The sequence below is a fragment of the Nocardioides pini genome (assembly GCF_026712185.1).
GTDB lineage: Bacteria > Actinomycetota > Actinomycetes > Propionibacteriales > Nocardioidaceae > Nocardioides > Nocardioides pini.
The window spans coordinates 351,607-364,808 of record NZ_JAPPUX010000003.1 but is presented as its reverse complement, the minus strand read 5'-3'; the positions used below and the strand labels follow the sequence as shown (position 1 = coordinate 364,808).

Here is a 13,202-nt window from a genome sequence, read left to right as displayed (position 1 = left end):
CCCGGGATGGACGCGGCCACAATGGCCGCACCGGACAAGGAGATGACGACATGCCGAAGTACCTGCTCCTCAAGCACTACCGCGGCGCGCCTGCCGCCGTGAACGACGTCCCCATGGACCAGTGGGCCCCCGAGGAGGTCGACGCGCACCTGCGTTACATGGACGACTTCGCCAACCGGCTGCGGGAGACCGGCGAGTTCGTCGACGGTCAGGCGCTCGCGCCCGACGGGATGTGGGTCCGCCACGACGGGGAGGGAAAGCCGCCGGTCGTCGACGGCCCGTTCGCCGAGACGAAGGACCTCATCGCCGGCTGGATGGTCATCGACGTCGAGGACCGGGACCGGGCGATCGAGCTCGCCGGCGAGCTCTCGGCCGCGCCCGGCAACGGCGGGAAGCCGATCCACGAGTGGCTCGAGGTGCGCCCGTTCCTCCAGCACCACTCCGAGACCATCGAGTGAGCCGACCCGTGGACGAGGCGGTCCTGCGCGGGGTGGTGCCCCAGGTCATCGGCGTCCTCGTCCGTCGCGGAGCCGACTTCGCGACGGCCGAGGACGCCGTGCAGGAGGCGCTCGTGGAGGCGTGGCGCACCTTCGGCGCCGGGTCCGCGGAGCCGCCGCGCGACCTCAAGGGCTGGCTCGTCACCGTCGCCTGGCGACGCTTCCTCGACGTCGTACGCTCCGAGACCGCGCGGCAGCGGCGCGAGCTCGCGGTGGACCTCGAGCCGGGGCAGGGCCCGACCGAGACCGCCGACGACACGCTGCGGGTGTTCTTCCTCTGCGCGCACCCGGCCCTCACGCCGGCCTCGGCGGTGGCCCTGACGCTGCGGGCCGTGGCCGGCCTGACCACCCGGCAGGTCGCCGAGGCCTACCTGGTGCCCGAGGCGACGATGGCGCAGCGCATCAGCCGGGCGAAGCGGACCGTGTCGGGCGAGTCGTTCGACCGGCCGGGCGACCTCGCGACGGTGCGGCGCGTGCTCTACCTGGTCTTCAACGAGGGCTACTCCGGGGACGTCGACCTCGCCGCCGAGGCGATCCGGCTGACCCGGCAGCTGGCCGCGCTGGCCGGTCCCGACGAGCAGGACCCGGAGACCGACGGGCTGCTCGCGCTGATGCTCCTGCACCACGCGCGGCGCCCGGCGCGGCTGCGCGTCGACGGGACGATCGTCCCCCTCGCCGACCAGGACCGCTCGATGTGGGACACGGCCCTCATCGAGGAGGGCGTCGCCGTCCTGCAGGGCGCGCTGGCCCGCCAGAGACGCGGCGAGTACCAGCTCCAGGCGGCCATCGCCGCCCTGCACGCCGACGCGCCCAGCGCCTCGGAGACCGACTGGGTGCAGGTCGTGCAGTGGTACGACGAGCTCCTGGCGCTCACCGGCAGCCCGGTCGTGCGGCTCAACCGGGCGGTGGCGGTGGGCGAGGCGGACGGCGCCCGCGCGGGGCTCGCGGCCCTGGCCGAGGTCGACCCCGCGCTCCCCCGCCACCGCGCCGCGTCGGCGTACCTCCACGAGAAGGACGGCGACCTCGCCACCGCCGCGCGGCTCTACGCCGAGGCCGCCGGGCTCGCGACCGACCTGGCCGAGCGCACCCACCTGACCCGCGAGGCCGCCCGGCTCAACCGGGCGGTCCGCTGACAGGCGTCGCACAGCAACCTCACAGGTTGCCCCGGCAGGATGCTGTCCGTGCAGCAGCTCACCCGCCCCGACGGCTCCCCCGTGCGCGTGCTCGTCGTCGACGACGAGGTGAACATCGCCGAGCTCCTCGCGATGGCGCTCCGCTACGAGGGCTGGGACCTCCGGATGGCGCACAGCGGGAGCGACGCGGTCGCCGCCGCGGGCGACTTCCGCCCCGACGCCGTGGTGCTCGACATCATGCTGCCGGACTTCGACGGCCTCGAGGTGCTGCGCCGGATGCGCGCCGACGGCAGCGACGTACCCGTCCTCTTCCTCACCGCCAAGGACGCCGTCGAGGACCGCATCGCCGGCCTCACCGCGGGCGGCGACGACTACGTCACCAAGCCCTTCTCGCTGGAGGAGGTGGTCGCGCGGCTGCGCGGGCTCATCCGGCGCGGCGGCACGGCGGCCCAGGCCGACGCCGGCCACGTGCTGGTCGTCGGCGACCTCACCCTCGACGAGGACAGCCACGAGGTGCACCGGGCCGGCGAGGAGATCGCGCTGACCGCCACCGAGTTCGAGCTGCTGCGCTTCCTCATGCGCAACCCCCGGCGGGTGCTGAGCAAGGCACAGATCCTCGACCGTGTCTGGCAGTACGACTTCGGCGGCCAGGCCAACGTCGTCGAGCTCTACATCTCCTACCTGCGCAAGAAGGTCGACGCCGGCCGCGAGCCGATGATCCACACGATGCGCGGCGCCGGCTACGTCCTGAAGCCGGCGCCGTGACGCTCAGACCGCGGCGGCCGCTCACCCTCACCGCCCGGCTGGTGGCGGTGGTCGTGCTGCTGGTCGCGGTGTCCGCGGTCCTGATCGCCGTGGCGACGACCCTGGCCATGCAGCGCAACCTCGACCAGCGCCTCGATGCGGACGTGCGCGACGCCGCCCGCTTCGCCGCCGGTCCCCGTCACCCGGACCGCGACGGCGACGACTTCGGCCCGGGGCAACGGTTCGGCTCGCTGCAGGCCTACCGCCCCGACTCGGGCGAGCCCTGGGGCACGGTCCTGTCGGAGCAGCAGGGCGCGAGCTGGTCGGCGTCGACGGCGCTCGACGCGGACCAGCTGGCGGCGGTGGACGACCTCGACGCCGCGGGCGAGCCGCAGACCGTCGACCTGCCCGGCCTCGGCAGCTACCGGGTGCTGGTCACCGACGTGCCGGGCGGGACCATCGTCGCCGGCCTCCCCCGTGGCGAGGTGCAGGAGACGGTCGAGCGGCTCGTCCAGCTGGAGCTGCTGACCGGCCTCCTCGGCGTGCTCGCCGCCGCCGGCGTGGGCACCTGGGTCGTACGCCGCCAGCTGTCGCCGCTGCGCGAGGTCGCGGCCACGGCGCACCGCGTCGCCGAGCTGCCGCTGGCGTCCGGGGAGATCGAGATGACCGACCGCGTGCCGGCGCGGCTGACCGACGAGCGCACCGAGGTGGGCCAGGTCGGCTCGGCGCTCAACGCGATGCTCGACCACGTCGAGCACTCGCTCGGGCAGCGGCACCTGAGCGAGCAGCAGGTGCGGCAGTTCGTCGCCGACGCCTCCCACGAGCTGCGGACGCCCCTCGCGACGATCGCCGGCTACACCGAGCTGGCCCGGCACCGGCCCGAGACCAGCGGCACCGCGCTCGCCAAGGTCGAGACGGAAGCGGCGCGCATGACCGCCCTCGTCGAGGACCTGCTGCTCCTGGCCCGCCTCGACTCGGGACGCCCGCTGGAGCGACGCCCCGTTGACCTCTCCCGGCTGCTGCTCGAGGCGGTGGACGACGCCCGCGTCGTCGACCCCGACCGGTCCTGGCGCCTCTCGCTGCCCGACGAGCCCATCACCGTCACCGGCGACGAGGCCCGCCTGCACCAGGTCGTGAGCAACCTGCTCACCAACGCCCGCAAGCACACGCCGCGCGGCAGCACCGTGACGGTGACCGGCACGACCGGTCCGGCCGGCGCCGGGTTCACCGTGCACGACGACGGTCCGGGCTTCCCGCCCGACCTCGCCCCCCGGGCGTTCGAGCGCTTCACCCGCGGCGACGCCGCCCGCACCCGGGGCGGCGCGGGTCTCGGGCTGTCCCTCGTGGAGGCGATCGTGGGCGCCCACGGCGGCGCCGTCACGCTCGAGAGCCGGCCGGGCGACACCACGATCGCCGTCGTCCTGCCCTCCCAGGCGACGTAAACGCGAGTTACAGTGGGCGTCATGAGCCTCAGCACCCTCACCGACCGGGTCGTCGTCATCACCGGCGCCGGATCGGGCATCGGTCGCGCCCTCGCGCTCCGCTGCGCGCGGGCCGGCGCCCTCCTCGCCCTGTCCGACTGGGACCGCGACGGCCTCGCCGAGACGGTCGCGCTCGCGGAGCAGGCCGGCGCGACGAAGGTCCGCCAGGACGTCGTCGACGTCTCTGACCGGGCGGCCGTCGCGACGTGGGCCGCCGACGTGGTCGAGGAGCTCGGACGCGTCAACCTCGTCGTCAACAACGCCGGCGTCAGCGCCACCGGCGACTTCACCGACCTCGCCTACGACGACCTCGACTGGATCGTCGGCATCAACTTCTGGGGCGTGGTCCACGGCTCGAAGGAGTTCCTGCCCCACCTCGTCGCGAGCGGCGACGGCGCCCTGGTCAACATCTCCTCGCTCTTCGGGCTCGTGTCCGTGCCCGGCCAGTCGGCGTACAACGCCACGAAGTACGCCGTCCGCGGGCTGACCGAGGCGATCCGCGAGGAGATGCTCGTCCACCGGCACCCCGTGACGGTCACCTGCGTCCACCCCGGCGGCGTCCGCACCGGCATCAGCCGCCGCGGCCGGAAGGCCGCCGGGCTCGACGCCGCCCGCATCGACGCGCTCTTCGACAACCGGCTCGCCCGGATGTCGCCCGACCGCGCGGCCGAGATCATCCTCGACGGCGTGCTGGCCGGGAAGCCCCGCGTCCTCGTGGGCCTCGACGCGCACGTCATCCACCAGGTCGCCCGCCTCCTGGGTGCCCGCTACCAGGACGTCGTCGCCCGCCTCGCGCCCCGCACCCACTGAGCGGGCACTTCCTCGCGCTGCACACCGCCGAGCGGGCACTTCCTCGCGCTGCAGACTGCCGAGTGGGCACTTCCTCGCGCTGCAGGCTGCCGAGTGGGCACTTCCTCGCGCTGCACACCGCCGAGCGGGCACTTCCTCGCGCTGCACACTGCCGAGCGGGCACTTCCTCGCGCTGCAGACTGCCGAGTGGGCACTTCCTCGCGCTGCACACGGCCGAGCGGGCACTTCCTCGCGCTGGCGTCGTGCTCCTCCGCGAGGAAGTGCCCGGTCGACGCCTCCTGGGGCGAGGAAGTGCCCGGTCGACGCCTCCTGGCGCGAGGAAGTGCCCGATCACCTAGGTTGAGGTCCATGGATCCCGGGACCCCGATCAGCTGCGAGATGTCGAAGTGGGGGGACCGTCCGCACTGGCGCTTCGAGGGGGTCTTCCTCGGCTCCGACGAGCACGGCGACTGGCTGGGGTTCCCGGCCGGCACCCACAACCACCGCCCCGGCCACGAGTTCCACTCCGCCGTCGACTGCGTGACGCTGGTCCAGCCCGACCGGTGGCACCTGCCGACGTTCCAGGCGCCCGGGATCTGGTGCGACCTGTACGTCGACGTCACGACGCCCGCCGTCTGGGAGGGCGAGGTCCTCCGCGCGGTCGACCTCGACCTGGACGTGATCCGCCTGCCCGACCCGCTCCCGCCGGTCGCGTCCGCACCCTGGGACGTCCCCCCGGCCGGCCCGGGCGAGGTGTTCGTGGACGACGAGGACGAGTTCGCCGAGCACCAGGTCGCCTACGGCTACCCCACCGACGTCGTGGCCGCGGCGCAGGCCAGCTGCGACGAGCTGGTCGCGGCGGTGCGCGCCGGCCTGGCGCCGTACGACGGGTCGCACCAGCGCTGGCTGGCGGAGCTCAGTCGCCTGACGACCGCCTGAGGGCCCGACGCTCCGCACGGGTCATGGCCCGGAACGGCCCGACCAGGCGGGGTCCGGCGAGCCGGCTCTCGAGCTTGCGGGCCTCGCGCTTGAGCGGCTGGGCGACGTACTCGCCCAGGATCACGCCCGAGGCCAGCGCGATGGCGACGGAGATCGCCGTCATCAGCGCAAGGATCCCCTGCGAGACGAAGAAGCCGCCCTCGGCGAGGAACGTCAGGCCGCGGTAGATCGACAGGCCGGGCAGGAACGGCACGATCGCCGGCACCGCCACGACCAGCGGTGGCACCCGCACCCGACCGGCGACGGCGTAGGCCACGAGGCCGATGAAGAAGGCCGCCGCGCCCGCCGACATCACCCGGCCGAAGCCCAGCACGGTCACGGCCTGCGAGATCAGCGCCGCGGCCGCGGTCGTGACGGCGATCGGCACGACGGCACGCCGCGGGGCGTACGACGCGACGCTGAAGGCGGCCGCCGACACCGCCGCACCGCCGAGCACCGCCGGGAGCTCCGAGACCCCGAACGCACCCGGCACCAGCTGACCCAGCTCGAGCCCGACCCCCTCGGCCAGCGCGATGCCGAGCGCGACGCCGGCGATGATGCCGGCCGTCGCCATCATCGCCTCGATGAGACGGGCGCTCGAGGTCAGGTAGAAGCCGGTGAGGGCGTCCTGCACGGCGCCCATCAGGCCGATCCCGGCGAGCAGCAGGATGATGTTGGCGGTCACGACCAGGGACGGGTCGACCTCGATCGGCGTCGCGGCCACCGCGCCGGCGAGGAGGGTGGCGATCGCGCCGCCGGCGACCTGGAGGTAGAAGTAGGGCAGCCGTCGGCGCGCGAGCACGAGCTGCACCCGGTCGATGAGCGCGGCGGCCACGGCCGCGACGAGCGAGACCACCAGCCCGCCGCCGAGGAAGACGCCGACGGCGGCCGCCATCACCATCCACGCGATCGTCACGGCCCAGCGCGGGAAGGCGTGGCCGAGGGAGACGATGGTGGCCATCCGCGAGCGCGCGAGATAGAGGTCGGCGCGATCGGTGAGGACGTCGCGCACGAGGTGGTCGACCGCGGTGAGGTCCTCGTAGTCGATGTCGCGCTGCTGCACGTGGCGCAGCATCAGGGTCGGTACGTCGTCCGACGTGCGCTGGTAGCTCATCGACAGGGCCGTGAAGGTCACGTCGATCTCGGCGGCGCGCAGGCCCAGGTGGTCGGCCACCGAGCGCATCGTCGCGGTCACGTCCGCGGCGCCCGCACCCGACGACAGGAGCATCTCCCCGATGCGCAGGCAGAGGTCCATCGTCAGGTGGACCTCGCGGGCCCGCTCGGCCTCGAGCCGGGCCTCGAGCTCGGCTTGCGGATCGTCCTCGTCCTGGGTGCGCGGTCGCCCGTCCTGCTGGTCCACCCGGCCATGGTGGCAAAGGTCGGATCCCACCCGGCACAGGGGTGAGCCCTGCCTGCCGGGGGCGTCCCTAGACTCGAGCCATGCGCATCGACTTCCACGCGTCGCCGCAGCCGACGCTCGGTGTCGAGTGGGAGCTCGCGCTCGTCGACCGGGCCAGCCGGGACCTCGTCAGCATCGCCTCGGAGGTGCACGAGCTCGCCGGCGGCCGGCTCGACCGGCCCGAGCGGCTGCACAAGGAGCTGCTGCGCAACACCGTCGAGATCGTCACCGGCATCTGCGACACCGTCGGGGAGGCCGTCACCGACCTGCGCGAGACCCTCGCCGTCGTCACGCCCGCCGCGGCCGAGCTCGGGGTCGACCTCCTCGGCGCCGGGTCGCACCCCTTCGCCGACTGGTCGCACCAGCAGCTCACCGAGGGCCACCGCTACGCCGAGCTGATCAACCGCACGCAGTGGTGGGGCCGCCAGATGCTGATCTGGGGCGTCCACGTCCACGTGGGGATGCCCGAGCGTGACCGGGTGATGCCGGTCCTGGCGTCGATGCTGACGACGTACCCCCACCTCCTCGCGCTCTCCGCGAGCTCGCCGATCTGGGCGGGCCAGGACACCGGCTACGCGTCCAACCGGGCCCTGATGTTCCAGCAGCTGCCGACCGCGGGGCTGCCCTTCGCCTTCGACACGTGGTCGGAGTTCGAGAAGTGCATCGCCGACCAGACCACCACCGGGATCATCGACTCGATGGCCGACGTCCGCTGGGACCTGCGCCCCGCGCCGCACCTCGGCACGCTCGAGCACCGCGTGTGCGACGGCATGTCCGACCTGGGCGAGCTCGGGGCCCTCACCGCGCTGGTCCACTGCCTCGTCGTCGACCTCGACACGCGGCTCGCCGCCGGTGAGGACCTGCCCACCCTGCCGCCGTGGCAGGTGCAGGAGAACAAGTGGCGTGCCGCGCGCTACGGCCTCGACGCGATCGTGATCCTCGACGACCGCAACCGCGAACGGCTCGTCACCGAGGACCTCGACGACCTGCTCGAGCGGCTCACCCCGGTGGCCAAGCGGCTCGACTGCGAGGCCGAGCTGCGCAGCGTCGCCGACATCCCCGTCCGCGGGGCGTCGTACCAGCGCCAGCGCGCCGTCGCCCACGAGTCCGGTGGCGACCTGGTCGCGGTCGTCGACGCGCTCGTCGCCGAGCTCGCCCACTCGCTGGAGTCCTGAGGCCGCTCGCCGTCCGCGCCCTTGTGGCGGGTCGCCGGGGGCGAGAGGATGCCCGGACCTCCCCGCCTCGCTCGGCGTCGAGGCCCAACCGGAGGAGCAGCCAGTGGTGGACCCGATCGACCCGACCGCGACCGGCTTCCTCCTCGCCGAGAACCGCAACATGCCGATGCACGTCGGCGGGCTCCAGCTCTTCGAGAAGCCCGCCGGCGCCGGTCGCGGATACGTCCGCGAGATGTACGAGCAGATGCGCGACGTCGAGCAGGTCGCGCCGCTCTTCCTCAAGCACCCGCACCGCTCCGCGCGTACGGCGGGCCAGCTGGTGTGGGTGCCCGACGAGCAGTTCGACATCGAGCACCACGTCCGGCACAGCGCGCTGCCCAAGCCCGGCCGGATCCGCGAGCTGCTCGAGCTCTGCTCGCGGCTGCACAGCACCCGGCTCGCGTGGGAGCGGCCGCTGTGGGAGGCCACGGTCATCGAGGGCCTGCGCGACGGGCGCGTGGCGATGTACACCAAGACCCACCACGCCCTCGTCGACGGCGTCTCGGCGATGCGGCTGCTCGCGAGCGTGCTGTCGACCGACCCCGACAAGCGCGACATGCCCGCCCCCTGGGCGCTGCGACCGCGCGAGCCGCGCGAGGAGCGCGTGACGTCCGCCGCCACGTCGCGGTCCGACGTCACGGCCGCCGCGCTGCGTACGGCGCTGGCGATGGCGTCGGAGGCCGCCGGCATGCCGGGCGCGCTGGTCCGCACCCTCAACCGGAGCGTGCGCAACGAGACGTCCGCGCTGTCGCTCTACGCCCCGCGCACCATGCTCAACCAGAACATCACGGGCTCGCGGCGCTTCGCCGCCCAGGACTGGCCGGTCGAGCGGCTGCGCGCGGTCGGTCGCGCGAGCGGCACCACCATCAACGACGTCGTGCTGGCGATGGTCAGCGGTGCGATGCGGACCTACCTGCTCGATTTCGACGCGCTGCCCGACACCACCCTCATCTCGATGGTGCCGGTCGGGCTGAACGCCAAGGAGTCGCAGCTCGCCTCGGCCGACGGCGGCAACGCGGTGGGCTCGGTCATGGTGCAGCTCGGCACCCACCTGCCCGACCCGGCCGACCGCCTCGCGGCGATCCACCGATCGATGAAGGACGGCAAGGACAGCCTGTCGGCGATGACGCCGACCCAGATCCTGGCAATGAGCGCCCTCGGCCAGGCGCCCGCCATCCTCGGCCCGCTCTTCCGGATGCAGGGCATCGTGCGCCCGCCGTACAACCTCGTCGTCAGCAACGTCCCCGGACCCCGCACCACCCACTACTGGAACGGCGCGAAGCTGACCGGCACCTACCCGCTCTCCATCCCGATCAACGGGATGGCGCTCAACATCACCTGCACGTCGTACGACGGCAAGATGTGCTTCGGCCTCACCGGCTGCCGCCGTACCGTCCCCCACCTCCAGGTCCTGCTCCAGTACCTCGACGAGGAGCTCACCGCCCTCGAGCGCGCCGCCGGCGCCGCCTGAGTGGGGCGGTCACCGGATATCCGGTGACCGCCCTGCTTCTAGGTAGAGATCTCTACCTAGAAGCACGAAACTCACCGGATATCCGGTGACTCCAGCACCACCTCGAGGCCCCCGCCCACCCGGTCGGCGACGGCGGCGAGGCGGGCGCGGGTGATGTCGGCGACGGTGGCGAGACCGGCGAGCCGGGCGTTGGAGCCCTCGCGGGTGGGCTCGGCGGAGTTGATGCTGAGGCAGCGGCGGGTGCCGCCGTCGGCGACGTTGGCGAGGGCGACCGCGTGACCGGTGGTGCCGCTCCCGGCGAAGGGGTCGAGCACCACTGCGTCGGGCGGCAGCATGGACAGGATCCGACGCACGAGACCCGTGGGCTTGGGGGACTCGAAGACGTGGCCCACCAGCGCCTTGAGCTCGGCGACCGCGGTGTCGGTCGAGCCGATCTCCTCGGCGAGCCAGATGGTGCGCAGCTTCCTGCGGCGACCGCCCTCGCGGTGCAGCCAGTCGCGCTGGAAGATGTCGGCCCGCTCCCCGCTGCGGCCGCGGATCACCCGGCACTCGAGGTCGTCGGGCCGCTCCTCGACGCGCGGGCGGGACCACCGCCACACGGCCGGGCGACCGTCGCCGAAGACGGGCGTGAGCGCCGTGCTGCCGTCGAACGCGGTCACCGAGACCCGGCCCGTCTCCGGGTCGCCGTGCAGCGGGTAGTGGAGCGTCGGCGCGCTCACGGGGTTGAACTTCTTGTTGGTGTTGCGCAGCGGCAGGTAGCGGAACCGCCGCCCGTCGGGCGTGACCAGCGGGAAGTCGGCCTCGTCGACGGCCTCGGTCGTCGACCCGTCCACCAGGCACGACGGCAGGTGGCGGGCGTACGCCAGGACGTACTCGTGGCTGGTCGCGAACCCGCGGCCGAGCTGGCGGCCCTTGGGGTTGAGGTTGACCACGACCTGCGCGAGGAAGTTCGCCTCCCCGAAGACCTCGTCCATCAGCAGCCGCAGGTGGGCGGCCTCGTTGTCGTCGATGCTCACGAAGACCGCCCCGTGCGGTGCCAGCGCCGCACGCACCGCCTGGAGCCGTGGCCGCATCATCGCCGTCCACGCGGCGTGCCGGCCGGCGTACGGGTCGGCGTGCGAGCCGTCGCGGAACCGGTCGGCGTAGGCGAAGTCGTTGCCGGTGTTGTAGGGCGGGTCGGTGTAGACGACGTCGACGGACCCGGCGGGGATCCGGGGCAGCACGTCGAGGTTGTCGCCGACGTGGAGCGTGTTCCACGCGGGGTACGACGACGCGGCGGACACGCTCGGCAGCCTAGGCGCTCGGCACGGGCGCCGGAATCGCTGATCCCAATTTTCCCACCAGTCCCACGACGTCCTTTACTGTGGAGCGCGTGTCTTCCTCCACGCGTCGCTCCCAGCCCTCCGCACGCCGCCCGGTTCGCACCCGCGGTCGAGCCCTGACGCTGGCCTCCGCCGGCGTCCTCGTCGCAGGCCTCGCGCTCAACGTCGGCGTCGGTCCGTCGGTCGCCGACGAGGGCGACCGCACGAGCAGCAAGCAGGGCGGGCTGACGTACGGCGGCGACAGCGGCTACCGGGGCCGCAACCAGACCTCCGACGGCAAGCCCGGCATCGTGGTCGGCCCGCCGGTGAACGCCCGCGGTCGCGCTGTCACGGTCCTGAACGACACGAGCTACGAGATCGCGCCCGGCGTCGTGCTGCGGGAGTGGGACCAGGTCGACGGCCGCCAGCCGGTCGGGCAGGTCCGGATGAACCTCCTCAGCGTCAGCCTCGACGCCCCCAACATCACCTTCGAGGAGTTCTCCCCCACCTACGTCACCAGCCGCAAGAAGGTCAGCCAGCTCGGCGCGTGGAACGGCGCGCTCGGCGCCGTCAACGGCGACTTCTTCGACATCGGCAGCACCGACGCCCCGCTCGGCGTGACGGTCAACCGCGAGAAGGGCGTCCTCACCGGCTACCGCGAGGGCTGGATCCCCGGCGTGAACTCGTCCCTGTGGTTCGACGACTCCGGCCCGCACGTCAGCCCGCTCGCCCTCGAGTGGACCATCCGCCAGCGCCGGGCGTGGACCATCAGCGGCGTCAACCACCCGCGCGTCCCGTCGGGCCAGATCGGGGTCTTCACCACCGACTGGCACCGCACCGACGGCTACAAGGTGACCGCCGGCAAGAAGCGGGCCCGCGAGGTCGTGCTCCGCAAGAACCGCGTCATCTCCAACCGGCCCAAGCTCTCCGACGGCCGCAAGATCAAGCAGAAGGAGCGGGTGCTGATCGGCACCGGTCCCGCCGCGGCCAAGCTGAAGACCCTCAAGAAGGGCAAGAAGCTCACGCTCTCGAGGCGCATGGTCGGCGGCAAGCCGACGGTCGCGATCAGCGGCGACCGCCCGCTCCTGGTCAACGGCGTGCGCACCGTCATCAACAACACGATCGCCCACCCGCGCACGGCGGTCGGCATCGACGCCGACGGCCGCAAGCTGCTGATCCTCGTGGTCGACGGGCGATCCACGGTCAGCCGCGGCTACACGATGGTCGAGCTCGCCGACATGATGACCGCCCTCGGCGCGGAGAACGCGATCAACCTCGACGGCGGCGGCTCGTCGGCGATGTACACCCGCACCGGCACCGGCGCGTTCGGCATCGTCAACGAGCCCTCCGACGGCAACGAGCGCCTCGTGCCCAACTCCTTCGGGCTGGTCTACCACGGCGAGCTGCCGCCGGTCGTGCCGATCCTCCCGCCGGCTCCCACGCCGACCGCGACGCCGACCACCCCGGTGCCGACGCCGACCACCCCGCCGACGACGCCGCCGACGACGCCGCCGACGCCGGCCCCCTGACCGGAGGCCCGGCTCAGGCGTCGGGCGCGGCGAAGACGACGACGTACGTCACCGGCGCGAGGCACTGCACGGTGCTCTTCGGCAGCGCCGGCACGACCTCGAAGCCGGCCTCGCCGGCGTCGATCGCGACGCTGCGCGGGGGCTCGCACCCCGTCGACACGACGGCGCCGTACGGCGTCGAGCCGGGCGCGTGCACCTCGTGGACGGCGGCCGCGACCTCGTCCGGCAGCCCGTTCTGCAGCCCGACGACGAAGTCGGAGACGGCCTGGTCGGTGTCGAGGGCGAACGCCAGGGTCGACGGCGACCCGCCGCCCTCCGTGGCGTCGACCAGCACGGCCTCGGTGACCCCGGCGGACCCCTCGGCGTCGATCGGCGTGGCGCCCGGGTCCGCGGACGGCTCCGAGGGGCTGTCGGAGGGGCTGGGCGTCTCGCTGGGGATCTCGGCGTCGGACGGGCTCGGCGTGCTGGTCGTACCTGCCAGGTCGGTCGCCGTCGCGCCGTCGTCGTCCCCGCAGGCCGAGAGCCCGCCGGCGAGGGCGAGCGCGGCGAGGAGGGCGGAGGCGGACCGGGTGCGGGCGCCCGAGCGGCGCGGTGAGGTGCTCATGGTGCTTCGACGATATCGACGCCGGTCCGGCTCCCCCGGAAGGCTCGCACGCGGGACGTCGC

At 73.4% G+C, this 13,202-nt stretch carries 12 protein-coding genes; 9 read left to right on the top strand and 3 right to left on the bottom strand.

Annotation, left to right across the window (positions count from 1 at the left end; translation table 11 throughout):
- Nucleotides 1-50: 50 nt before the first annotated feature.
- The 6 genes from NYO98_RS11515 (at nt 51) to NYO98_RS11490 (ending at nt 5,583) form a co-directional block, all read left to right on the top strand.
- The gene (locus NYO98_RS11515; RefSeq protein ID WP_268111834.1) at nt 51-458 is read left to right on the top strand and encodes a YciI family protein; all 408 of its coding nucleotides are present in this window, start codon (nt 51-53) and stop codon (nt 456-458) included.
- A complete protein-coding gene (locus NYO98_RS11510; RefSeq protein ID WP_268111833.1) occupies nt 455-1,630 on the top strand; it encodes an RNA polymerase sigma factor in 1,176 nt (391 codons plus the stop codon). Before NYO98_RS11515 ends, NYO98_RS11510 begins: the two co-directional genes overlap by 4 nt.
- Before the next feature lie 39 nt (nt 1,631-1,669).
- Nucleotides 1,670-2,395 (top strand): response regulator transcription factor, encoded by a 726-nt coding sequence (locus NYO98_RS11505; protein ID WP_268111832.1) that lies wholly within the window; start codon nt 1,670-1,672, stop codon nt 2,393-2,395.
- On the top strand, nt 2,392-3,816 hold the full coding sequence (locus NYO98_RS11500) for a sensor histidine kinase (protein ID WP_268111831.1): 1,425 nt from the start codon (nt 2,392-2,394) through the stop codon (nt 3,814-3,816). Before NYO98_RS11505 ends, NYO98_RS11500 begins: the two co-directional genes overlap by 4 nt.
- 21 nt (nt 3,817-3,837) lie before the next feature.
- Complete coding sequence (locus tag NYO98_RS11495) at nt 3,838-4,665, top strand: SDR family NAD(P)-dependent oxidoreductase (protein ID WP_268111830.1); 828 nt, start codon at nt 3,838-3,840, stop codon at nt 4,663-4,665.
- Between the two features lie 348 nt (nt 4,666-5,013).
- Nucleotides 5,014-5,583, top strand: a complete 570-nt coding sequence (locus tag NYO98_RS11490; protein WP_268111829.1) for a DUF402 domain-containing protein — start codon at nt 5,014-5,016, stop codon at nt 5,581-5,583.
- Here the strand turns inward: NYO98_RS11490 and NYO98_RS11485 are convergent.
- Nucleotides 5,561-6,982 carry a threonine/serine exporter family protein gene (locus NYO98_RS11485; RefSeq protein WP_268111828.1) on the bottom strand — a complete coding sequence of 474 codons (1,422 nt, stop codon included), beginning with the start codon at nt 6,980-6,982 and terminating at the stop codon, nt 5,561-5,563. The two genes, NYO98_RS11490 and NYO98_RS11485, sit on opposite strands and share 23 nt — an antisense overlap.
- An 80-nt stretch (nt 6,983-7,062) precedes the next feature.
- Between NYO98_RS11485 and NYO98_RS11480 the strand changes: the two genes are divergently transcribed.
- Nucleotides 7,063-8,196, top strand: coding sequence for a glutamate--cysteine ligase (locus tag NYO98_RS11480; protein WP_268111827.1), 1,134 nt, complete (start codon nt 7,063-7,065; stop codon nt 8,194-8,196).
- Between the two features lie 103 nt (nt 8,197-8,299).
- On the top strand, nt 8,300-9,706 hold the full coding sequence (locus tag NYO98_RS11475; protein WP_268111825.1) for a WS/DGAT/MGAT family O-acyltransferase: 1,407 nt from the start codon (nt 8,300-8,302) through the stop codon (nt 9,704-9,706).
- Nucleotides 9,707-9,777: 71 nt separating this feature from the next.
- Here the strand turns inward: NYO98_RS11475 and NYO98_RS11470 are convergent, their stop codons facing one another.
- Nucleotides 9,778-10,989 (bottom strand): site-specific DNA-methyltransferase, encoded by a 1,212-nt coding sequence (locus NYO98_RS11470; RefSeq protein WP_268111824.1) that lies wholly within the window; start codon nt 10,987-10,989, stop codon nt 9,778-9,780.
- 89 nt (nt 10,990-11,078) lie between these two features.
- Between NYO98_RS11470 and NYO98_RS11465 the strand changes: the two genes are divergently transcribed.
- Nucleotides 11,079-12,536 carry a phosphodiester glycosidase family protein gene (locus NYO98_RS11465; protein WP_268111823.1) on the top strand — a complete coding sequence of 486 codons (1,458 nt, stop codon included), beginning with the start codon at nt 11,079-11,081 and terminating at the stop codon, nt 12,534-12,536.
- 13 nt (nt 12,537-12,549) lie between these two features.
- Here NYO98_RS11465 and NYO98_RS11460 read toward each other — a convergent pair whose 3' ends face one another.
- Nucleotides 12,550-13,140, bottom strand: a complete 591-nt coding sequence (locus NYO98_RS11460) for a hypothetical protein (protein WP_268111822.1) — start codon at nt 13,138-13,140, stop codon at nt 12,550-12,552.
- Nucleotides 13,141-13,202 lie beyond the last annotated feature (62 nt).

What these genes read in the sequence shown, in the direction of transcription:
- NYO98_RS11515 (WP_268111834.1), top strand. Translation starts at nt 51, where the DNA reads ATGCCGAAGTACCTGCTCCTCAAGCACTACCGCGGCGCGCCTGCCGCC.
- NYO98_RS11505 (WP_268111832.1), top strand. Translation starts at nt 1,670, where the DNA reads ATGCTGTCCGTGCAGCAGCTCACCCGCCCCGACGGCTCCCCCGTGCGC.
- NYO98_RS11495 (WP_268111830.1), top strand. Translation starts at nt 3,838, where the DNA reads ATGAGCCTCAGCACCCTCACCGACCGGGTCGTCGTCATCACCGGCGCC.
- NYO98_RS11490 (WP_268111829.1), top strand. Translation starts at nt 5,014, where the DNA reads ATGGATCCCGGGACCCCGATCAGCTGCGAGATGTCGAAGTGGGGGGAC.
- NYO98_RS11480 (WP_268111827.1), top strand. Translation starts at nt 7,063, where the DNA reads ATGCGCATCGACTTCCACGCGTCGCCGCAGCCGACGCTCGGTGTCGAG.
- NYO98_RS11460 (WP_268111822.1), bottom strand. Translation starts at nt 13,140, where the DNA reads ATGAGCACCTCACCGCGCCGCTCGGGCGCCCGCACCCGGTCCGCCTCC.